This is a genomic window from Frankia sp. RB5 (assembly GCF_059816245.1).
In genome coordinates this window covers 1-21,324 of the sequence record NZ_JCBATA010000070.1, presented here as the reverse complement: position 1 = coordinate 21,324, position 21,324 = coordinate 1, and the positions used below count along the sequence as shown (strand labels likewise).

20 protein-coding genes are annotated in these 21,324 nt (G+C 74.4%); 6 read left to right on the top strand and 14 right to left on the bottom strand.

The genetic code is table 11. The annotated features are described in order from the left end of the window. Positions 1-313: 313 nt before the first annotated feature. From AC6EXY_RS27595 to AC6EXY_RS27585, 3 genes are all read right to left on the bottom strand, one after another. Positions 314-2,653, bottom strand: a complete 2,340-nt coding sequence (locus AC6EXY_RS27595; protein ID WP_101830688.1) for a sodium-translocating pyrophosphatase — start codon at positions 2,651-2,653, stop codon at positions 314-316. 571 nt (positions 2,654-3,224) lie between these two features. After that, positions 3,225-3,776: an ATP-binding protein gene (locus tag AC6EXY_RS27590; RefSeq protein WP_101830687.1), complete on the bottom strand. Its 552-nt coding sequence runs from the start codon at positions 3,774-3,776 to the stop codon at positions 3,225-3,227. Positions 3,777-3,821: 45 nt separating this feature from the next. Further along, complete coding sequence (locus AC6EXY_RS27585; protein ID WP_101830686.1) at positions 3,822-4,163, bottom strand: STAS domain-containing protein; 342 nt, start codon at positions 4,161-4,163, stop codon at positions 3,822-3,824. Between the two features lie 361 nt (positions 4,164-4,524). Here AC6EXY_RS27585 and AC6EXY_RS27580 point away from each other — a divergent pair, with 361 nt between their 5' ends. After that, on the top strand, positions 4,525-6,864 hold the full coding sequence (locus tag AC6EXY_RS27580; RefSeq protein ID WP_243407271.1) for a DEAD/DEAH box helicase: 2,340 nt from the start codon (positions 4,525-4,527) through the stop codon (positions 6,862-6,864). A gap of 112 nt (positions 6,865-6,976) precedes the next feature. After that, entirely contained in the window at positions 6,977-7,855 is an 879-nt protein-coding gene (locus tag AC6EXY_RS27575; protein ID WP_499818462.1) for a hypothetical protein, read from the top strand. Here the strand turns inward: AC6EXY_RS27575 and AC6EXY_RS27570 are convergent. The 7 genes from AC6EXY_RS27570 to AC6EXY_RS27540 form a co-directional block, all read right to left on the bottom strand. Then, entirely contained in the window at positions 7,828-8,328 is a 501-nt protein-coding gene (locus tag AC6EXY_RS27570; protein ID WP_101832808.1) for an Rv3654c family TadE-like protein, read from the bottom strand. The two genes, AC6EXY_RS27575 and AC6EXY_RS27570, sit on opposite strands and share 28 nt — an antisense overlap. Then, positions 8,325-8,813: a TadE family type IV pilus minor pilin gene (locus AC6EXY_RS27565; RefSeq protein ID WP_499818463.1), complete on the bottom strand. Its 489-nt coding sequence runs from the start codon at positions 8,811-8,813 to the stop codon at positions 8,325-8,327. The genes AC6EXY_RS27570 and AC6EXY_RS27565 overlap by 4 nt, the downstream gene beginning before the upstream one ends. A 9-nt stretch (positions 8,814-8,822) precedes the next feature. Next, positions 8,823-9,101 (bottom strand): DUF4244 domain-containing protein, encoded by a 279-nt coding sequence (locus AC6EXY_RS27560; RefSeq protein ID WP_279354660.1) that lies wholly within the window; start codon positions 9,099-9,101, stop codon positions 8,823-8,825. Positions 9,102-9,166: 65 nt separating this feature from the next. Next, entirely contained in the window at positions 9,167-10,483 is a 1,317-nt protein-coding gene (locus AC6EXY_RS27555; RefSeq protein WP_243407719.1) for a type II secretion system F family protein, read from the bottom strand. Next, on the bottom strand, positions 10,480-11,679 hold the full coding sequence (locus AC6EXY_RS27550) for a TadA family conjugal transfer-associated ATPase (protein ID WP_101832809.1): 1,200 nt from the start codon (positions 11,677-11,679) through the stop codon (positions 10,480-10,482). Before AC6EXY_RS27550 ends, AC6EXY_RS27555 begins: the two co-directional genes overlap by 4 nt. Positions 11,680-11,684: 5 nt before the next feature. Further along, the gene (gene ssd, locus AC6EXY_RS27545) at positions 11,685-12,890 is read right to left on the bottom strand and encodes a septum site-determining protein Ssd (protein WP_499818465.1); all 1,206 of its coding nucleotides are present in this window, start codon (positions 12,888-12,890) and stop codon (positions 11,685-11,687) included. 355 nt (positions 12,891-13,245) lie between these two features. Continuing rightward, positions 13,246-14,187, bottom strand: a complete 942-nt coding sequence (locus AC6EXY_RS27540; protein ID WP_101834030.1) for a Fic family protein — start codon at positions 14,185-14,187, stop codon at positions 13,246-13,248. A gap of 290 nt (positions 14,188-14,477) precedes the next feature. Between AC6EXY_RS27540 and AC6EXY_RS27535 the strand changes: the two genes are divergently transcribed. Next, positions 14,478-14,975, top strand: a complete 498-nt coding sequence (locus AC6EXY_RS27535) for a phage holin family protein (protein ID WP_101834032.1) — start codon at positions 14,478-14,480, stop codon at positions 14,973-14,975. A 131-nt stretch (positions 14,976-15,106) separates the two neighbouring features. Continuing rightward, positions 15,107-16,021: an alpha/beta fold hydrolase gene (locus AC6EXY_RS27530; RefSeq protein ID WP_499818466.1), complete on the top strand. Its 915-nt coding sequence runs from the start codon at positions 15,107-15,109 to the stop codon at positions 16,019-16,021. Positions 16,022-16,070: 49 nt separating this feature from the next. Here AC6EXY_RS27530 and AC6EXY_RS27525 read toward each other — a convergent pair whose 3' ends face one another. From AC6EXY_RS27525 to nth, 4 genes are read right to left on the bottom strand one after another with little or no spacing between them, the layout of a single operon-like run. Next, on the bottom strand, positions 16,071-17,255 hold the full coding sequence (locus AC6EXY_RS27525; protein WP_101834033.1) for a MarP family serine protease: 1,185 nt from the start codon (positions 17,253-17,255) through the stop codon (positions 16,071-16,073). 19 nt (positions 17,256-17,274) lie between these two features. After that, positions 17,275-17,742 (bottom strand): plastocyanin/azurin family copper-binding protein, encoded by a 468-nt coding sequence (locus AC6EXY_RS27520; RefSeq protein WP_423748146.1) that lies wholly within the window; start codon positions 17,740-17,742, stop codon positions 17,275-17,277. Beyond that, a complete protein-coding gene (locus AC6EXY_RS27515) occupies positions 17,739-18,452 on the bottom strand; it encodes an NUDIX hydrolase (RefSeq protein WP_499818467.1) in 714 nt (237 codons plus the stop codon). The genes AC6EXY_RS27520 and AC6EXY_RS27515 overlap by 4 nt, the downstream gene beginning before the upstream one ends. After that, positions 18,449-19,183, bottom strand: a complete 735-nt coding sequence (gene nth, locus AC6EXY_RS27510; RefSeq protein WP_101834037.1) for an endonuclease III — start codon at positions 19,181-19,183, stop codon at positions 18,449-18,451. The genes AC6EXY_RS27515 and nth overlap by 4 nt, the downstream gene beginning before the upstream one ends. Positions 19,184-19,328: 145 nt before the next feature. Here nth and AC6EXY_RS27505 point away from each other — a divergent pair, with 145 nt between their 5' ends. Both AC6EXY_RS27505 and AC6EXY_RS27500 read left to right on the top strand, forming a co-directional pair. After that, positions 19,329-19,565 carry a hypothetical protein gene (locus tag AC6EXY_RS27505; RefSeq protein WP_101834132.1) on the top strand — a complete coding sequence of 79 codons (237 nt, stop codon included), beginning with the start codon at positions 19,329-19,331 and terminating at the stop codon, positions 19,563-19,565. Positions 19,566-20,163: 598 nt separating this feature from the next. Further along, complete coding sequence (locus AC6EXY_RS27500; RefSeq protein WP_279354697.1) at positions 20,164-20,865, top strand: Crp/Fnr family transcriptional regulator; 702 nt, start codon at positions 20,164-20,166, stop codon at positions 20,863-20,865. Positions 20,866-21,324 lie beyond the last annotated feature (459 nt).

Genomic DNA, 21,324 nt, shown 5'->3' with positions numbered 1-21,324 from the left:
GAGCGTGCCGTCCGGGCATGGCGCTGGTGCTCGAACGTCTACCCGCGGCGCACCGGCGCACGCCTCGACGGCCCGGGAGGGCCCGCACGACGGTGTAACACGGCGGTCTCGGGCCGCCCACCGCCGGCCCATCGATGTCACTGTGGGTAGTGGATGGTCGCGGTGTTCGCACCCGTCGCGCCGACCAGCGCCGGGCGGGCGAGCGGCCGCCGCTTCCGCCGGGCCGTCCCCTGCCGCGCAGGTCAGGTGACCGGCCGCCGGCGGGCGCCGCCCCGCGGCCCGGACAGCCGGGGCCGCGGGGTGGTGCGGGCCGTCAGGCGCTGATCTTCTCTTCGTCCTGGCCTGTCGGCTGTGCGACAGGGGGGTCACCGGCGATGGACGCGCCTCGCCGCCGGGACACGACGATCACGGCCGCGATGACGGCGACGGCGACGAGCGCGACGGTCACCCGCAGCGCGGTGTTGCGGTCCGTCCCGACCGAGTACTTCACCACCGTCGGCGCGATCAGCAGGCTGACCAGGTTCATGACCTTGAGCAGCGGGTTGATGGCCGGGCCGGCCGTGTCCTTGAACGGGTCGCCGACCGTGTCGCCGATGACGGTGGCCGCGTGGACCTCCGATCCCTTGCCGCCGTGGGTGCCGTCCTCGACGAGCTTCTTCGCGTTGTCCCAGGCGCCGCCGGAGTTCGCGAGAAACACCGCCATCAGGACGCCACCCGCGATGGCGCCGCCGAGAAACGCCCCCAGCGGGGGGTATCCCAGCCCGAAACCGACGGCGATCGGGGCGAGGACGGCCAGTGTGCCCGGGGTGATCAGCTCGCGGAGCGAGTCACGGGTGCAGATGTCGACGACCGCGCCGTAGTCCGGCTTCTCGGTGCCCGCCATGATGCCGGGCCGGGTGCGGAACTGGTTTCGGACCTCCAGGACGACCCGGCCGGCGGCACGCCCGACCGCGTTGATGGCCAGGCCCGAGAACAGGAACACCACGGCCGCGCCGATGATCAGGCCGACCAGTGCGTCCGGATAGGCGATGTTCAGGCCACCGACGGTGCCGCGGCCGTTCTCGGGGAGTACGCCAGCGTCACCGAGCGCGGTGGTCACCGTGTCGGTGAACGAGCCGAACAGGGCGGCGGCGGCGAGGACGGCGGTGGCGATCGCGATGCCCTTGGTGATGGCCTTCGTGGTGTTGCCGACCGCGTCCAGCGACGTGAGGATCTCGCCGCTGGCCTCGTCCAGTTCGCCGGACATCTCGGCGATGCCCTGGGCGTTGTCGCTCACCGGCCCGAAGGTGTCCATCGAGACGATTACGCCGACCGTGGTGAGCAGGCCGGTGCCGGCCAGCGCCACCGCGAACAGCGCGATGGTGACGCTGCCGGAACCGAGTAGGTACGCCCCGAAGACGGCGGCCGCGATGAGCAGCGCGGAGTAGACCGCGGACTCGAGTCCGACGCCGATGCCGGCGAGGATGTTCGTGGCCGGTCCGGTGAGGGACGCCTCGGCGATGCCGCGCACCGGCCGGCGGCTCGTCTCGGTGAAGTAGCCGGTCAGCAGCTGGATCGCCGCGGCGAGCACGATGCCGATGAGCACGGCACTGATGGCGATGACCCGGGGATTTCCGGACTGGGTGCTCCCGGCCATCCCGGGAAAGTCGACGAAACTCGTCGGGAGGTAAAGCAGGCAGACGATGACGACGCCGACGGCGGACACCACGGCGGAGACGAAGAACCCGCGGTTGATGGCGGCCATCCCCGACCGGTCACGTGCCCGCGGCGAGACCGCGAAGATGCCGATGACCGCGGTGATCACCCCGACGGCGGGAATCAGCAGCGGAAAGACCAGGCCGCGTTCACCGAACGCGCTGACGCCGAGGATGAGCGCCGCGACCAGGGTCACCGCGTAGGACTCGAACAGGTCCGCCGCCATGCCGGCGCAGTCACCCACGTTGTCGCCGACATTGTCGGCGATCGTCGCGGCGTTGCGCGGGTCGTCCTCGGGAATTCCCTGCTCCACCTTGCCGACGAGATCCGCGCCGACGTCCGCCGCCTTCGTGAAGATCCCGCCGCCGACCCGCATGAACATCGCCAACAGCGCGGCGCCGAACCCGAACCCCTCCAGCACCTGCGGAGCGGTGTCCCGGAAGACGAGCACGACGACCGCGGCGCCGAGCAGCCCCAGGCCGACGGTGAACATTCCCACGACGCCGCCGGTGCGGAAGGCGATCCGCACGGCGGCCCGTTCGCCGCGGGTCATCGCCGCGGCGGCCGTCCGGGTGTTCGCCCTGGTGGCGAGCGACATCCCGACGAACCCGACGAGTGCCGAGAAGATCGCTCCGACCACGAAGAACGCGGAGCGGCCAACCTTGGCGCCGGTGTCGTCCGCCGGCAGGAGAAGCAGCACGAACGGAATCACGACGACGAATCCGGCAAGCGTCCGGAACTGCCGTCTCAGGTAGGCCGCGGCGCCCTCCTGGACGGCGCGCCCGACCTCCACCATCCGCGGGGTACCGGGATCGGCGGCCAATACCTCCCGTACCAGGTAGCCGGCAACGAGCAGCGCGAGGGCTGCGACGATCGCCACACCGGCGACCAGGCCTAGGGATCCGCCACTAAGGTCGATTCCAGTGCCCTCGGACTGGAGGGCGTGGATCGGGGACATGGCTCCTCCCGGGTCTGCTCTGTGCGCCCACCGCCTCGCTCGGATAGCCCGTCGGTGCCATACCGGTGGAAACGACGGTCATGGAGACGTCGGCGGCCGGGCGTCGCATCCGGCGACGCCCGGGTTCAGTTCCGCCGGATTTCTCCCGTTTTCGACGTATCCGACGGTTCTTTCGGGGGGCACAAGGGGTCTCCGACGGTTCGAACTCAACCGTCCGTGAGATGCGGCGGAGTCTATCCACACCAGTGTGACGTGCGCTGCTTTTTCTGGGCCGGCTGCCCGGGTCGGCCTATTCTGCGTGTTTTTGCCACGATAAGAGATGGCATTGCTGCCTTAATGCCGAATACGGCAGATCCTGAAGGACGCAGCCCGGACGAGTCCGACCGCTCACGCCAGGCGGCTAAGCCCGTCATCCGGCGTCCCGCGACCGCTGGCGGCCCGCGGCGCTTCGCGGCGCCGGGGCCGCGCGGACGTGGCCGTGCGGAAAGTGGCCGTGCGGGAATGGCCGTGCGGAGGTGGCCTCACTGGGCCGACCCGGTCGCCATCCCGGACGGCCGTGACCGGTCGCTCGCTACCGGACGGGCTTGGGTGGTACCGCGCTGAGGTCGGTGTGCCAGGTCATGGCGACGACCGTCCCCACTCCGTCGGGCCCGCGACTGATCTCGACCTCGTCGACGAGGCCCTCGATGAGGGCGAGGCCAAGGCCGGACGGGAGGCCCGCGGTGTCCTCGTCCGGGTCGTCCTGCGCGTCCGGTCCGCCCGCGGCGGGCTGCGACCACCAGGGGGGGTCGACGACGGACTCCGGCTCAAGATCGAGAAGCGCGGACGCGGTGACCAGGCCGCCATCCGGCCCCGGCGCGACCTCGTCACCCGTCCGGCCGCGGTCGGCGACCGTGATGGTGAACGATTCGGGTGCGTCGATGAGCGCGACAAGCACCGGGGACTGCGGCGCGTGCCGGCGGTTCACCCGCACCGCGCGGGCGCATGCCTCCGTGACCGCGAGTTTGATCTCGTCGGCTGCGCCGGCGGGCACGCCCGCTCGCCGGCTGACCGCCGTTGCGATCATACGTGCGGTGCGGACGTGCCCGTTCAGGGCGGCGAACCGCAGCTCAACGGTGGGCATACGGCAGCCCTGCCTTTCCGAGGGGCGTGGTTTCCGGATCGCCGCTCACTCGTGGGCCGCGAGCGCTTCCTCGACGGAGGAGTGGATCGGGAAGACCTTCGTGAGCCCGGTGATCCGGAAGATCTTGAGAATGCGCTCCTGGGTGCAGACGAGCCGCAGCGAGCCCTCGTGCGCGCGCACCCGCTTGAGCCCACCGACGAGGACGCCGAGGCCGGTCGAGTCGAGGAACTCGACCCCCTCCATGTCGACGACGAGGTGGTAGGACCCTCCGGAGACGAGATCGATCAGCTGCTCGCGAAGCTTCGGCGCGGTGTACACGTCGATCTCGCCGCCCACCACGACGACCGTGTGGTTGCCTTCCTGGCGAGTCGTGAGGGACAGGTCCACGGATCCTCCTTGTGTGCCTCCGGCCGTCCCGCGCTTCGGGCGACCGACATCACGGCGCCATTACCCTCCCACGGGGAGGATCAATCCGGTGGCCCGCGACACAGATCGCGGGTTCACGGCATCGTGGCGGCGCTGTCGACGACGTCTGCTGGAAATCTATCCCCGATCTTGGCTCGCGGGGGTCGCTTGGCGGCCTCGGGTCGCGGCCGTCGCGCGGATTGTCCGTCGGGTGGCGGCCCGTGGCCCGGCATCGTTCGGCTGTCGGCGGCGGCGCCGTGGGGGTGCCGGTCGGTGACGTCGGACCGAACGCGCCGGAATCATCCGTGCGAGTGGGGCGGGCGCCCGCATATCCTCGACGGTCGTGAGTTCGTCGGCGGAGGTGGACGGCGCGGCGGCGGTCCTGGCCGGGCTTCGTCGGGACGTCCGGCGCGCGGGCTGCATGACGCATGTCGAGCCGGTTCCCGCGCGCCCTGGCCGGCGGGCGCCGTGGCCGGAGTGGATCGATCCGGTCCTGCGCGGGCGCTGGACGGCCGCGGGCATCGAGGCGCCGTGGACGCATCAGGCTTCCGCTGCCGAGGCGGCGCACGCGGGCCGCAGCGTCGTGCTGGCGACCGGTACCGCCTCGGGCAAGTCGCTCGGATACCTGATGCCGGTGCTGTCCCGGCTGCTCGCGGAACCGTCCGCGCGGGCGCTCTATCTGTCCCCGACCAAGGCGCTCGCCCACGACCAGCTGCGTTCGGTACGGGCCCTGCGGCTCGCCGTTCGGGCCGCGACGTACGACGGCGACACGCCGGCCGCCGAGCGGGACTGGGTCCGCGCGCACGCCGGGTTGGTGCTCACCAACCCCGACATGCTGCACCGTGGGGTCCTGCCCCAGCACCGTAGGTGGGCGCAGTTCCTGCGGGGTCTGCGGTTCGTGGTCATCGACGAGTGCCATGGTTACCGCGGCGTCTTCGGTGCCCACGTGGCCGCGGTCATCCGTCGCCTGCGCCGGGTCTGCGCGCGGTACGGCGCGGCTCCGGTGTTCGTGCTGGCGTCCGCGACCGTCGCCGATCCCGGCGTGTCGGCGGGCCGGCTCACCGGTGTCGACGTCGAGGTGGTCGACGGCGACGGCGCGCCGCGCGGTCCCCTGGACTTCGTGCTCTACGAGCCGCCCCTGCTCTGGACCGGGCCGGGAAGCGGGGGGCCGGCCGACCAGCCACATGGCGGCGGCGAGAACGGCGCGCCGGTGCGTCGGTCGGCGACCGCGGAGTCGGCGGACCTGCTTGCCGACCTCGTCGCGGACGGCGTGCGCACCCTGGTCTTCGTCCGCTCCCGCCGGTCCGCCGAGGTCGTGGCGGTCAACGCCCGGCGCGAGCTCGGGCGTGTCGCCGTCGACCTCGCGGACCGGGTGGCCGCCTACCGCGCCGGCTACCTGCCGGAGGAGCGGCGGGAGCTGGAACGCCGGCTGCGGTCGGGGGAGCTGCTCGGTGTCGCCGCCACCTCGGCCCTGGAGCTGGGCGTGGACATCAGCGGCCTGGACGCCACGATCACCGCGGGCTTCCCGGGCACCCTCGCGTCGCTGTGGCAGCAGGCCGGCCGGGCCGGCCGGGACGGCAGCCGTTCCCTCGCGGTGCTGGTCGCGAGGGACGACCCCCTCGACACCTACCTGGTGCATCACCCCGAGGCGGTGTTCGGTCGGCCGGTGGAGGCAAGCGTCTTCGACCCCGACAACCCCTACGTGCTCGCCCCGCAGCTGGAGTGCGCGGCCGCCGAGCTTCCGCTCACCGAACCGGACCTCGAGCTGTTCGGCCCGGCCGCCGCGCGGGTCGTCGACGACCTCGTCCGCCGCGGCCGGCTGCGGCGGCGGACCACCGGCTGGTACTGGACCCAGCGGGCGCGGCCCGACCTCGATATCAGGGGGGCCGGCGGCCCGCCCGTGCGCATCGTCGAGACGGCCACCGGCCGCCTGCTGGGCACCGTGGACGCCGGTGCCGCCCATGCGGCCGTACATCCGGGCGCCGTCTACCTGCACCAGGGCACGAGCTTCGTCGTGGACGACCTCGACCTCGCGGAGTCGGTGGCCTTCGTGCACGAGGAGGCGCCCGAATGGACGACGGTCGCGCGGGAGCACACCGACATCCGCATCGTCGAGTCGACCCGCTCGCGCACCCTGCCTGACCTGGAGGTTCATCTCGGCGTGGTCGAGGTGACCAGCCAGGTCGTCGGCTATCAGCGCCGCCTCGTCGCCACCGGGGAGATGCTCGGCCAGGAGCCGCTGGACCTGCCGCCGCGACAGCTGCGCACCCGCGCCGTCTGGTACACGGTGACCGACGAGCTGCTCGCCGACGCGGCCATCGAAGCCGGGGACGTCCCCGGCGCGGTCCACGCCGCCGAGCACGCGGCGATCGGACTGCTGCCCCTGTTCGCGACCTGCGACCGCTGGGACATCGGCGGGGTGTCGACCGAGCTGCATCCGGACACCGGGCGGACGAGCGTGTTCGTCTACGACGGTCACGCTGGTGGGGCCGGGTTCGCCGAGCGTGGGTTCCTGCGTGCGGCGGCCTGGCTGGGCGCGACCCGGGACGCGATCCGCGCGTGCGAATGCCCCGCGGGGTGCCCGTCCTGCGTCCAGTCGCCCAAATGCGGTAACGGGAACGAGCCACTGGACAAGGCGGCGGCATGGCGATTGCTCGCCGCTGTCACGGCCGCGCTCGACTGAAAGACGGATCACTCCGGGTCTGGGCGGTTCCGCCGTGACGATAGGCGGGTAGGCCGAGCCCACCGGCTGATCGCGGTCGGTCCCGCTCCCCTGGATGGCTGTGGAGGTTCCGGTGGTAACCGTCGGTGTTGTTCTGTTGCTGGTGGCTGGAGTCCTCAGCGCTGACCTCGTCCTGGAGAACAGCGGCCATACCGATGCGATGATCATGGGTCAGACACTCTCCTTCAACGTCTGGGGCCTGTTCGTCCTCGGCCTCGCCACCGGGGTGCTCGTCGTCACGGGTGTCCAGCTGCTCCTGAGCGGCATGGCCCGGGACCGGCACCGGCGTCGGATGCAGCGCCAGCGGGAGCGGGAGCTCGCGGCTCTCACCCGCGCGACCCCGACCTCGACCCTTGCGCCCGCATCCGCCCCGGCACCGGCTCCCGCCCCGGTGCCGACGGCTCCCACCCGGTCCTCGACTCCCACCGCCCCCTCGGCGCCCGCCACGGTGCCGACGGCCCCCGCCGGCGCCGGGGCCGCGGCCACCGCGTCGGCGGCGAGCCGCCCGGCCGAGCCGCGAGAGCGGCCGACCGGCATCGTCGGCCGACGTTCCGCGGCGTCGCGGCGGTCTGACGCCATCCCGGCGACCGCTGGCGCCCCGACCGCCACCGTGGGGGAGGACCGCGCCCCCCAGCGTGACGCACCCGCGAAGCGCGACGCCTCGTCGAGGGGTGACGCCTCGTCGAAGGGCGAGGACCTGTCAAAGCGCGACGCCGCGCCTGCCTGGGCAGGGGAGCCGGAACGAGAAGGCGCGCCGGTGCGCTCCGCCATGCGGGTGCCCACGCCGCCGCGACCCGACTCGGACGGCGGGACCACGAGCGGCGCCCCGAACACCCACCCCCGCCGCGGCGACCGGATCGTGGCCAGGGTGGCCGACCTACGCCGGCGGGACGGCCGCGGCGGCGATGCGGGCGACCGGCCGGCTCAGCGCCCCGTCGACGCGCGTTCCTGACCCAGGCCGGTGTCGGTGGTGTCGGTGGTGTCGGTGGGATCGGTGGGCGGCTGGTAGGCGCCAGCGGCCTGCCCCCACGGCCCCGCGCGGGCATGCGCGGTGACATCGGCTCGCACGCCCGGCAGGGCGACCTGGACGGTGACCTCGACGGCGTCGGCGACGACGTGACAGTCGACCAGGAGCGTTCCGTTCGCCGCGCTGATCCGCGCCGCGCGGGAGCAGACGGACGCCGCGTCCGCGGGGGGCATGCCGGCGGCGGCGAGCGCGGCGAGATCGGCGCCGGCCGCCGCGCGCTGGCGCGCGGCACCGATCGTCGTGAGGGTGAGGGCGAGCCCGGCCAGGCACCCCAGCGCGAGCATCGCGGCCAGCAGCAGGACCGTTGCCGATCCGGCGTCCGCGGGGAGCCGGCCGCCGCCCGCGGAGGTGGGATCGCGGGCATGACGTCTCCTCCCGAAGGCCATCCAGCCGGTCATGGCCCGGCCCGGGCGGGCGCGGAGGCCGCAGGCCGGGGCATGGCGGAGGCGGTTGGCGAGTTCGCTGGGGCTGGGGCCGGAGGGCTGTTGGTGGCCTCGGCCGCGGCGACGGCGCGGGCATTCACCACCAGATCCGGGACGAGCCGGCCGAGCCCGGCTGCCCCGATCCGAGCCGAGACCTCGACGTTCACCAGTTCGTTCCCGTGGCGTATTCGCACCTCGGCGCCGGGCGGCGCGGCCCGCGCCGCCATGGCGGCCGCCGAAGCGTCCGGTTCGCCTCGTGCTGCCAGGCGGGCGCCGATCCGCGCCGCGTCGGCGCAGCGGGCCGCGGCGGACACGGCACCGAGCAGCCAGGCGGCAAGGAGGAAGACCACGAACAGGGTGGGCAGGCCGACGGCGAGCTCGGCGGTGGCCTGACCGGCGTCGCGCCGGCCGCGCCCGGTTCGCGTCGCGGCGTGTCGACGTGGTGTTGCGGCGTGGCGCATGACGGCGGCTCAGAACGACACCGTCAGCGCGCGCTGCACGACCGAGGACATCAGCGATCGGATCGCCGAGCTGGTCACGACCGCGTAGAGGACGCTGGCGAAGGCGACGGCGGCGAGTGTGCCGATCGCGTACTCGGCCGTGGACATGCCCAGGTCGCCTCCGGTGACGCCGCCGCGGCGGCCGATCGGGATCCGGCGCAGTGCGCCTCGGACCGGCCGGCGGCGGTACGGGTGCCCGGGACGCCGGGACGATCTGGCCGGTCGGGTCGTGACCCGCGGTCGGAACATGCCTGGTGGTCGGGACATCGGATACCTCCGGGTCAGAGGGTGGGTGGTTGCGGGAGACGTCGTGATCACGCCGGCAGCAGCCCGGGGAGGGAACCGAGGACGGCGGGGACGACACCGAGGAGCAGGAACGCGGGCAGGAAGCACAGGCCGAGCGGCACGACCGCCAGGACGCCGGCCCGGCGGGCGGCGGCGATGATCTCCGCGTGCGCCTCGTCGCGGGCGCGCGCGGCGAGGCGGGTGAGGGTGGCCGCGGGTCTCGCTCCCGAGACCTGGGCCCGGTCGAAGGCGGCGACGGCGGCGCGCGTCATCACCGTCCATCGGGACCGGGGCGAGCGCAGCGGGCCCCGGCGGAACCCGGCCGGCAGCCGATCGAACGGCCGGTGGGGCGTGCTGGCACGGACCAGCTCGGTGCACGCGCGCAGGGCGGGGTCGCCGTCGGCGAGCGCGGCGGCGGCACGACGCAGCTCACGGCCGAGCGTGCCGCCGGTGGCCGTGCCCACCGCGGCCAGCGCCGCGGCGACGGTCGCACCGCCACGCAGACAGGCCGCGACCAGGTCGAGGGCCAGCGGCAGATCGGCGATCAGCCGGCCGTGCTCGGTGGCGGCGCCGGCTGGGGCGCCTCGCCGTGCGGCGTCCAGCGCGACCGGAGCCGCCCTTCGCTCGACCGCGGCGGCGAACGCCCGCATCCACCGCAGCCCGACCAGATCGGCGAGCATCCCGAGCGCGAGGCACGCGGCGCCGGCCGGGGTGTGGAGCAGTGTGTGCAGGGGGCTCGCTCCGGCGAGCGAGCCCAGAGCGATGCCGGCGACGGGCAGTGAGGCCACCAGCCGCCCGGAGGCTCGGGGCCCGGCGAGCGCGGCCGTCAGCTCGCCAGCCCGCACAGCGTCCGCCCGGGCGTGAACCGCCAGCATCGCCGCGACCGGGGCGAGCCGCGCGCCCATCATCGTGCACACCTGGTAGGCGATCCCGAGCTGGCGTACGGCCGACGCCTCGCATCGGCACAGGACCACGCCGGGGTCGTCCGGACCGGTAAGTTCCGCCGCCAGATCGCCAAGGGGAATCCAGCCCGGGTCCCGCGCGGCGAATGTGGTGGCGTGTCCCGCGAGCGCCTGCGCGGCGGCCCGCAGCGCGGGCTGCTGCGCGCCCCCCGCGTCGAGCTCGGCGGCGAACGCCGCGAGGAGGTCCTCGGCGCCGGCCCGTACCTCCTCGTGGCGTCGCCGCGCGCGGGCGCGCCGCGTGGCCCGGGCGAGACAGACGATCGCGATCATGATCGTTACGGCGGCGACGGGACCACTGGCCAGCCCGGCCATGGCGCCGAGGAGCATCGCCCCGAGCGCCGCCGCGGTCGCCGACCGGGACACCGTCCCGCGCGGCCCGCTCACGCCGGCCGCCCGGACGCCCGCCGCGCGGGTTCGAGTGGGGCGGGCAGCCCGACGCCGCGAGCACGCAGCAGGCGGCCCAGCAGCGGCAGCCCCGCGCCGACCAACTCCGCGCCAGGCCCGTGCGCGCCGACCCCTCGGCCAGGCCGCGGCGTGACCAGTGCCGGCAGCACCCGCACCAGACCGTCACCGGACCGATGGAACACGCCTACGGCGTGGACCCGGCGGCGGCCGTCGGCGTCCCGCTGGAGGTGAACGACCGCGTGCAGGGCCGCGGCGACGTGGCTGTGCACCGCGGAGCGGGACAGCCCGGCGAGGGCGGCGAGCGCCTCCAACCGGCTCGGAACGGCGGCGGTGTCGTTCGCGTGCAGCGTGCTCATTCCGCCCTCGTGGCCGGTGTTCAGCGCCACGAGCAGGTCGAGCACCTCCGCGCCGCGCACCTCGCCGACCACCAGGCGGTCCGGGCGCATCCGCAGCGCCTGGCGGACCAGCTCCCGCTGGGTGACCTCACCGGCGCCCTCGATGTTCGGTGGCCGGGCCTCCAGCCGGACCAGGCCAGGCCGGGGGACCACCAGCTCCGCGGTGTCCTCGACCAGGACGATCCGCTCGCTTGGGCGTACCGCCCCGAGCAGCGCGGCGAGCAGGGTGCTCTTGCCCGTGCCGGTCCCGCCGGTGACGACGACGGCGAGCCGGGCGGCCAGCAGCGCGTGCAGGACGGACGCGATCGCGGGGCTCACGGTGCCGGCGAGGGACAGCTCGTCGATGGTGAAGGGCCGCCGCCGCGGCCGCCGCAGCGACAGGCAGGTGCCGCGTACCGCGGTGGGCGCCAGCACCGCGTGCAGGCGCGTGCCGTCGGCGAGCAGGATGTCGGCGAACGGCATCGCCGCGTCCAGCCGCCGCCCGGCCGCCGCCGCCAACCGGATGGCCAGGCGCCGGACCGCCTCCTCGTCGGCGAAGGCGACCGACGTCCTCTCCAGCCGCCCGCGTCGCTCCACCCATACCTCGTCCGGGGCGTTGACCAGCACGTCCGTGACATACGGGTCGGTGAGGAAGGGTTCGAGCGGGCCGGCGCCGGCGGGAGTGCGGGCCAGGTCGGACGAAGGCGGGATCGCGGTGAGCGCTGGCGGCGCCTCGGGCGGGTCGTCGGCGTCCGGCGCCGGCCGGCGTCCCGGGGCCCGCCCGCCGCGACGGGCGGGCATCGCCGTCACTGCGGGCAGCCGGGCCGCGTGACCCGGCCGCCGAGGATGCCGAGCCCGGCCAGCAGGTGCTCGCCGATCAGGCTCGGGCTCGTCGCCGGTCCGCCCGTGCCACGGCCGGGCGACGTCCGCGGCACGGGGATGTCGGCGACGCCGACCACACCGGCCAGGGGCACGCCCAGCGTCCGGCTGACCTCGGCGGGGGCGAGCGACCCCGCGCTGTCCCGCCGGACCACGGCACGCACGTCGGCGCATCGGTCGCGGACAGCGGCGCAGACCCGGTCGGCCGTCGCGACCGAGTGCGGGTCCGCGCGCAGCACGACGAGGGCGGTCTCGCAGGACCCCAGCGCCAGGGTGGCGGCCGGGTCCTGCTGCCAGGGAAGATCGACGATTGTCAGGTCCGTGGCCGGATCGACGGAGCCGAGCACCGTGGCCATGGCGCTCGGCGAAAGCACATGGCCTGCCCGCGGATCCCAGGACATGACGGTCAGGTCGCCCCGTTCCGGCGCGTTCGCGGATCGGCGCCACGGCGTCCGGGCGCTGGCCGGCCTGGCGTCGGCCCGCGCCGCCGCCTCTCGGGGCGGCGGCGCGGGGGGTGGCGTTCCCCGGCGGAACAGGTGGGAGCTGTCGACCATCGGGAGAAGCTGGCTGAACGCGGGCCCGAGGCCGCCGCCGCGCGGGTCGGCATCGACCAGCACGGTGGTCAGCTCGTGGCACAGCCCCGCGATGGCCAGCGACACGGCCACCGTCGACGCGCCGCTGCCCCGCCGGCCGCTGACGACCCCCAGGGTCGCCGCTGACCGTCCCCTGGGCGGACCGCCGCTCGTGCCGAAGGCATCCATCAGCCAGAGTTCCGCCTCGGGCAGGAAGACGACGTGATCGGCCCCGAGCCGGGCGCCGGTGGACCAGACCCGGCCGTCGTCCACGTCCCCGCCGGCGAGCACCAAGCGCGGCCGTGGCGGCAGGCCGGCGGCGACGCACGCCGCCGCGCGGTCCATGCCGACGATGACGAGCGGCGCTCGCGACCAGTACCTGCGTACCGCGGTGGGTTCGACGGCCACGGTGGCGCTCACACCAGCGGCCGCGGCCAGCCGGAGCAGGTCGTCGATCAGGCCGGGAAGACCCGTCACGATGAGGGGCCGCGGCGGCGCACCGAGATCGCCCGTCAGCCCGGGTGAGGGTGGAACGGTCGGCGGGGGCGGGGCGGGGGTCATGAGGCCTCTATTCCCGGTCGCGCAGTGGTGGGCGGGAACCACCATGCGCCGCACCGGGCCCTGTGGATGAGCGCTGTCCACAGGGGAGTGAGGCATGCTCGGATGGGGGATTCGACCCGGCCCGGGCCTCTGGCGGGGGGCGGCATCGTCGGGCGGGGAGGGAGGCGAGGCGGCCCCGGAAGGGGGAGCGGGGCCGCCTCGCGGGACGGGGCCCGATGAGGAGGTCACCCGTTGTGATCGGAACCGGCGTGGACCAGGCGCCAGATCCCGACAAATCGGTCATTCCCCGCCTGGGATGAGGTCAAACCGCACGATCCCGCGAGGGGCATGGGCCGCGCCCCGCGGAGCGGGGCGATCAGGCGCGGGCGATGGCCTCACAGACCGCCAGCGAATCCCGGGCCGCCAGCTCCAGCGCCCGGGAGCAGTGCCGCAACCAGGCGATGACCCCTTCGGCGCCGCCATGCACATACGCGTCCGCCGCCGCACGGTAGTCGAGGACGGCCTCGTGATCCGGCGCCGCGGCCTCCTGGCCGATCTCCAGATGACCGACGTCGGTCGCGGTGAGCGCCTTCGGATCGAGCCCGCGGCTGATGAGGACCAGCCGGGCCGCCGCGCGCGCGATCACGCCGTCCAGGACGCCGAAGGGACGCAGGGCCAGCAGCTCGCCGTGCACGACGGCGGCGACGATGATCGCCGGCGCGGTGGTGGGGGCGACGAGCAGCCCGGTCAGGCCATCGAGCCGGACCGAGGCCTCCATCGAGCTCGGGGGCGGGCCGAGGCGCAGGGGGTCGGACGGGGGACGCGTCCCCGCGTCGGCCCGCGGCCGGCCGAGCTCCTCGTCGGGCAGCACGCCCCGCCCGAGCAGCACGTGCATCCGAGCCAGCGCCTGGCGCGGGGCCCGCTCCCAGGCGGGTGCGAGCATGCCCAGCTCGGCGTACAGGCGCACCGTGCCCAGGACAGTGGGATCGGGCCCGCCCGCCGGCACCGCTGCCTGGTCGGTAGGCGCCTGCGGCGGGTCGCCGGCCGCCGACAACATGCCGCGCAGCTGGTCGAGGCTGATCTCGTGGCCCTCCAGCGCCGCGCAGGCGCGGGCGGCGCGCAGCGAGGCCTCGGCGGTCACCTCCGCGCTCTGACGGCGCAGGACGCGGTGGCGCAGCAGCGTGTCGACGGCGGCACGGGCGGTGTCCGCGGCCTCGCGCACGCCCGGCAGGGCGGCGACACGGGCCAGCGGATCGGCGGCGAGTACTGATCCGGACGGGCGGTGGTTCACGGTGGGCACGCTACCGGTCCGGGCCATCCGAGGCGGGCCGGCCGGAATCCGTAGGAGGCATCACAGGGGCATCAACGCGTCGTTCGCCGACGGCTGGGGTCTGTCCGAGGGACACTGCGCACAGGACGAGGGGGCGGTGGACCGGCCGGAGCGCGGCCGGTCACCTGGAGATGCGTCGGCGGTGCGATCCCGCGGGGTCCGGGCCGGGGTCGCTCCGGTGGGATCTCCCGATCCGCCGCGGGCGCGGACCATCCGACCCGCGCGATCGGCCGCGCGTCCGGCCCGTGGGCCGGCGCCGGCCAGAGGGAGGACGAAGGGTGTCGACTACGACCGGGAAGACCCGGGATGGCCGCGAGCCCTCTCTGGGAGAGCTGGTGGCGCTGGCCACGCGCGACGTCTCGCTGCTCGTCCGGCAGGAGATCGACCTCGCTAAGGCGGAGCTGGCCCGGCAGGCCGTGTCGGCGGCGTTGGGCGTCGGCTGCCTGGCCGTGGCGGCCGGGCTCGGGCTGTGCGCGCTCATCGCGGTGACGATCTTCCTCGGTGAACTGTTCACCTGGGCGGGCATGGAGAGGTTCTGGTCCTACCTGCTTACCGCGGCGATCTACCTCGTGGTCGCGGGCGGGCTGGCACTTGTCGCGATCACCAGGTTCCGTCGGCTCTCACCGCCCGAACGGACCATCCAGACGGTGCGCGACGACATCGCCTGGCTGCGCAGCCCGACGGCGCGCCCGAACGGATCGTCGTCTCCCGCGGCGGCGTCGCGCGCCGGCGCGGTGCCGGGGGCGCCGACGGCGGCGGGTGGCGGGCTGGGCTGAGCCACCAGCGGTCGGCCGGCCGTGTGACCGAGCGCCGGTCGGCCATCCGGGTCCACCGGCGGCGTCGCCCGGGTCCGGGCACGCACACCGGACGGCGCCGGTCCGCGGCAGGTCTGCCATCCTGGCAGGCGATGGAGGACAGCGTTCCCGAGCCGGCCAGCGTCCTGGTCGACGGGCCGTGGCGGCACCGGGACGTGTCCGCCAACGGGACCCGTCTGCACGTCGCCGAGCTCGGCCGCGGGCCGCTGGTGCTCCTGCTGCACGGCTTCCCGCAGTTCTGGTGGGCCTGGCGGCACCAGCTGCGGGCGCTGTCGGCCGCCGGGTATCGGGTGGTCGCCCCCGACCTGCGCGGCTACGGGGCAAGTGACAAGCCACCGCGCGGATACGACGCGTTCACCCTGTCCGACGACGTCGCCGGGCTCATCCGGGCGCTCGGGGAGCGTGACGCGGTCGTCGTCGGACATGACTGGGGCGGCCTGCTCGGCTGGACCACGGCGGCCCGGCATCCGAGAGTCGTGCGCCGCCTGGCGGTCCTCGCGATGCCGCACCCGTTGCGGCTGCGGCATCAGATCGCGGCGGATCCGCGCGGGCAGGGCGCCGCCAGCGGGTACCTGTTCGGCTTCCAGATGCCGTGGCGGCCGGAGCGTGTCCTCGTCGCGGACAATGCCGCCCGCGCCGCGACGCTGCTGCGGGACTGGGGTGGTCCCGGCTACCCGGACGCCGAGGCGGAGGCGCGCTACCGCGCCGCGATGCGCATCCCCGGGGTGGCCCACAGCTCGCTGGAGTACCACCGGTGGGTGTTCCGTTCGCTGTTCCGGCCGGACGGCGCCCGGTTCGCCGGCGTCCTGCGCCGGTCGTCCCACATCGACACGCTGCAGATCCATGGCGCCGCCGACCGGTGTTTCCTGCCCGGCACGGCGCAGGGCTCGGGCCGCTACGTCAGCGGCCGCTACACGTGGCGGTTGCACGAGGGGGTCGGGCACTTCCCGCACGAGGAGATCCCCGACGTGGTCAACGCCGAACTCCTCGGCTGGCTCGGTTCCTGACCGGTTCCCGGCGCGAGCGGTGCGACGGGGGGCCGGTCCCGGGCCGCCGTCAGTCGCAGCCCTGCGTGCTGACGGGCGCGACGGCCACGGTGCCCACCGAGGCGGACTGGGCCACCTCGGCCGCGCTGAGCACATAGCCGGTGTCGGAGTCGCCGATCGCCGCGGCGAACACCACGCCGAGCACGGTGCCGTCCGGGGCGAGCAGCGGCCCGCCGGAGTTGCCGGGCAGGACCTGCCCGCGCACCGCGTAGATGTCGCGGATGACGGTGCCCCGCTCGTAGATGTTCGCCGCTCGCGCCTTCTGGTGGTTGCGGACCCGGGCGGCCACGGTGGTGTATGGGCCGTCCTCGGGGAAGCCGGCGATCACCGCCGGGTCGTCCGCGGCGGCCGCCGGGCTTGACCGCAGTTGCAACGGCGGGCGCTGGAGATCCGGGACCCGCAGCACGGCGATGTCGCGGTCGGGGTCGAACAGGACGACCTCCGCCGGCAGTACCCCGGTGGAGAGCACCACCGTGGGATTGCGCACCCCGGCCACGACATGCGCGTTCGTCATGACCCGCTGGGGCGCGATGACGAATCCGGAGCCTTCCACCCGCTGGTTGCAGGAGCGGGCGAGCCCCCGGATCTTGACGATGCTCGCGGCGGCGTTGCGCACCCCGATGGCCTGGACGGTCGCCGGGTCCGGCGGGTCGGTGGCGATGATCCGCTGCCCGTGCAGGCTCGAGAAGACCTCGGGGAACGTCTTGTTGCCGGCGAGCTGTCGCAGGTCGGCGAAGGTGTCGCGGACCCCGTTCGGCATGCCGTTGTCCACCGCGGCGAGCACGTGGGAGTCCTGGACCGAGCGCGCGAGCGTCGTGAACGACGAGCGCTGCACGGCCGTCGCGAGCAGCCAGGCGACGAGCAGGACGGAGATGCCGGACAGCACGGAGCCGGCGGCGGCGTCCACAGCACGCCCCGGGCGCCAGGTCAACCGATCACGCAGGGCGACGCCGAGCGCGGTGCCGGCGACCTGCCCGGCCATCGCGAGTCCGAGCACGACCAGGAGTGCCACGAGCGCGCCGTGTTGCTGCTGGCCGATCAGCTCGGTGAACGGTTTGACGATCTTCGCGCCGAGCACACCACCGCCGAGGAAGCCGGCGAAGGACAGTGCGCCCACCAGGAAACCCTGGCGGTACCCCGAGATCGCGAACAGGATGATCAGGGCCACCAGGATGATGTCCAGCAGGCTCGGCACGATGCTGCCCCGCCCCGACTCAGGTGATCTTCAACGTCGCCGTCATGTTGGGATGGAGGGTACAGACCACCTGATAATCACCTGGCTGGGTGATCGTGAAGGTGACACTCTGCGACTCTCCGGCGGAGATGATGCGGGTATGGGCATCCCGGATCCGCGGGATGACGAAGTTGTGCGGCGCCGAGCCTGGCGCGACCGAGAAGTCGACCCGGATCGTCCCCGGCTTCGCCACCAGCTCACTGGCGGAGAAGGCCATGCTCGGCAGGCCGGTGACGGCGAAGACCTGCACGCCGTTCGCGCCGGTCGTGGCGGCGACCGTCGGGCCGGCGGACGGGCTGGGGCCACCGTTCCCGCCGCAGCCGGCGGCGCCGACGAGGACGGCGAGGACAAACGCCAGCGACGCCACCGCCGGGCCGCGCCGGGGCGATCGCACCCGGACGCCCTGGAGCCGGCCGGCCGCCTGCGCGTCGTGCGGGGTACGGGTCAACGGGACTGCCTCTCGGGTCGGGGGCCCGGTGGGTCGCCGGCCGTGGACAGCGGCACGCGTTGCTGGAAGGGATAGCTGACGATCTCGACCGGGCTCCAGGGCCGCTCCCAGCCACCCAGGCGCAGCAACACGTCGAGCACGCCCGCGGTGAAGCCCCACACGAACATGCCGTGCACGTGGAAGGCCGGGGCGAGCACCTCCGGCGCGTAGCGCACCGAGAACCGGTTGGCGGGTTCCGCGAGTTCCGCCAGCGGCACCCGCGACACGAAGGCCGTCTCGGCGGGGTCCACCGGGGCGACCGCGCTGGGCGTGTGCCACCAGCCGATCACCGGTGTCACCGTGTGGTGGCTCGCCGGCAGATAGAGCGGCGAGGTCGTGCAGAGCACCTCCACGCCGGCCGGGTCGAGCCCGACCTCCTCCGCGGCCTCACGCAGGGCGGTGTCGACGCGGGAGGCGTCCCCGACCTCGGCGCGACCGCCGGGGAAGGCCGGCTGGCTGGCGTGGCTGCGCAGCGCGGCCGACCGTTCGAGCAGCAGGACGTCCGGCCCGTGCGGGCCCTCGCCGAACAGCACGAGGACGGCCGCGGGCCGCGGGTCGACGTCGGACCCGGCGGGCGGCCGCGGGCGGTTGCGCACCAGTTCGCCGTCCGCCTGGGCGGCGGCCGAGCGCAGCCACTGCGGGGCGCCGCGGGGCGGGGAGACATCCGTCATCGCAGCGCTTCGACATCCCCTCGTGTTCCCCGCACCAGCCTGGCGGCCTCGCCCGCCTCGGTCGGCCCGAGCCCGAACGAGGGGCACAGCCGCGCCAGCGCGCAGGCCCCGCAGGCCGGCCGGCGGGCGTGGCAGTAGCGGCGGCCGTGAAAGATCATCCGATCCGAGGCGATGGTCCAGTCGCGGGGCTCGAGCAGCGCGCACAGCTCCGCCTCGACCCTGACCGGATCGTTCTGGTCGGTCAGCCCGAAGCGGCGCGACAGCCGCCCGACGTGGGTGTCGACCGTGACGCCCGGCGTGCCGAAGGCGTGCCCGAGCACGACGTTCGCCGTCTTGCGGCCGACCCCGGGCAGCGTGACCAGCGCGTCGAGCGAGCCGGGGACCTCGCCGCCGAAACGCTCGGTGAGCGCCGCGCCGATGCCGATCAGCGAGTTCGCCTTGGCCCGGAAGAAGCCGGTGGGCCGCAGCATCGCCTCGAGCTCGGCGCGATCGGCGCCCGCGTAGGCCGCGGCGGACGGATAGCGCGCGAAGACCGCGGGAGTGACCTCGTTGACCTTCTTGTCTGTGCACTGTGCCGACAGCACCGTGGCGACCAGCAACTCAAGTGCGTTGTCGAAATGCAACGCGATACGGGCGTCCGGATGTATCTCGCCCAGCAGACGCACGATCCGACGGGCCCGCCGTGTTCGCGCGAGAGGCGTCTCGGTCGCGACATCGAGGGCGGCGGGCATGTCTGGCAGCGTATCCGCCCCGGCGGGGCGCCGAGACCGGCGTCGCGGCCGAAGCCCCACGATCGTCACCGCGATGACACCGATCCGCGACACGCCGACCCCCGCCCGCGGCGCGCGGCCGATCGTCGGCCACCATGGGGGAGTCATGTTTGTCATCGCAGCGATCTTCTTTCCCCTCCTCCTGCTCGGACTGTTGCTGGCGATGGAACGGGTGGAACGCCCGTTGAACGCCGCGGACACCGGCAAGGGGCTCGAGGGCTTCCTTCACAACGCGCAGCCGGACGAGGTCGACACGCTCGCGCACCAGGGCCTGCCGGCGGCACTGGAGCGGTATCGGCGGCGCCTGCGCCGTCCGCCGCCGGGCAAGCATCGAGCGGCCTGACGGCCCCTCGGCGCGCGGCCTGACGGCCACCTCGGCGCAGGGAGGCCGGCGCGCGCGGATTCGGCCGCCACCGCCTGTAGCACGACCGCCCATAGCACAACTTGCCGTTCCGTGCTCGCACACGCGGCCCCCGCGTCCGCCGGTCGTGGGTGATGTGCTCCACGCCGGTGATCCCGCGTCGGCGCGGTGCCGTCGGTCCTGGCTGTCCGCCCAGCTCAGCCCGTCGATGGTGGGCTGGCGCCGGCCGGCTTCCCAGGGCCGGCGAGGGGCGACGGTCGAGGTGGCTCGATTCCGTGGGCCCGGCGTGCCGGTCCGGTGTCCGTTGGTCGATCGGCCGGTGGGCGGACCGGGACGATGGGCCCGGACGGCGGCGGGACGATCTGCCCGGCATGATGTGGCCCGTTCAGGCGACACCGTTCGCGCGGACTGCAACATGGTCATCCTGGGCCAGGCGAAAACCCCGGATGTGTCAACCGGAAGTGCCTGATCAAGGCCTGATTCTCGCCATCAGCGCACGTTCGGTCGCGTTACGTTCACCCCTCGGGGTGCATTTCGATGCTGGGGGTCCCTGCCCGTGCTCTCTGGCGATAGTCCTGGCATGCTCAGGACCGTGGAGGATCTGCTTGCCCGCGTACCGCTGTTCGTGGGGCTCTCCGAACAGGACCGGCTAGCCCTCTCCGACCATCTTGATCGGCAGGACGTCACCCGCGGGGACGTGCTGTTCCGAGAGGGAGACGTCGGCGACCGGGTGTACGTGGTCCTGTCCGGAAAGGTGAAGATAGGACGTCAGTCTGCCGACGGACGGGAGAACCTGCTGTCCGTCATGGGTCCCGGGGACCTGTTCGGCGAGTTGTCGCTGTTCGACCCCGGGCCACGCACGGCCACCGCCACCGCGGTCACCGACGCGTCACTGCTGTCGCTGGAGCACACCGCGCTGCGGCCCTGGTTGCGTTCTCGCCCGGAGGCGGGCGCGATGCTGCTGCGGGTGCTCGCCCGCCGGCTGCGCCGCACCAACGACAACGTCGCGGACATGGTGTTCACCGACGTGCCCGGGCGGGTGGCGAAGGCGTTGCTCGACCTGGCCGAACGGTTCGGCGAGCCGGCGCAGCCCGGCAACGAGGCCGCCGGCGTGCGCGTCGAGCACGGGCTCACCCAGGAGGAGCTGGCCCAGCTGGTCGGCGCCTCCCGGGAGACGGTCAACAAGGCGCTCGCCGACTTCGCTACCCGTGGCTGGCTGCGCCTGGACTCACGCGCCGTCGTCCTGCTCGACCGCGAACGGCTGTCCCGCCGGGCCAGATAGCCGCGTCCGGGTCCGCGTCGCGCTCGCGTGCGGCGCGGTCCGGACGGCTGTGCCGACGTACGTCCGCGCTCAGTGCCGGCGGGGGGAGGCCGTGATCGGACGCCCCCGCCGGCTTCACGCTGCGCGGGCGCACGGCCCATCCGCCCGAGCCGGGCCGAGTCCCCGACGCGAGCCGAGTCCCCGACGCGAGCGGAGTGCCCGACGCGAGCGGAGTGCCCGACGCGAGCGGAGTGCCCGACGTGGGCCGAGTCCCCGACGCGAGCGGAGTGCCTGATGCGGGCGGTGTGCCGCCGTGCCCGCCGGTCAGCCGCCGGGCACGGCCGAAGCGGTGGCCGTGCCCGCCCGCTCGGCGCCCGCCTGCCGCGTGACCTCCCGGGCCTGCTCGCCGGCCCCGCCGCGGCCGCCCGCGTCGGCGGGCCGGGTCCGCCCGCCTTGCCCGTTCGGCCCGCCGGGCCCGCC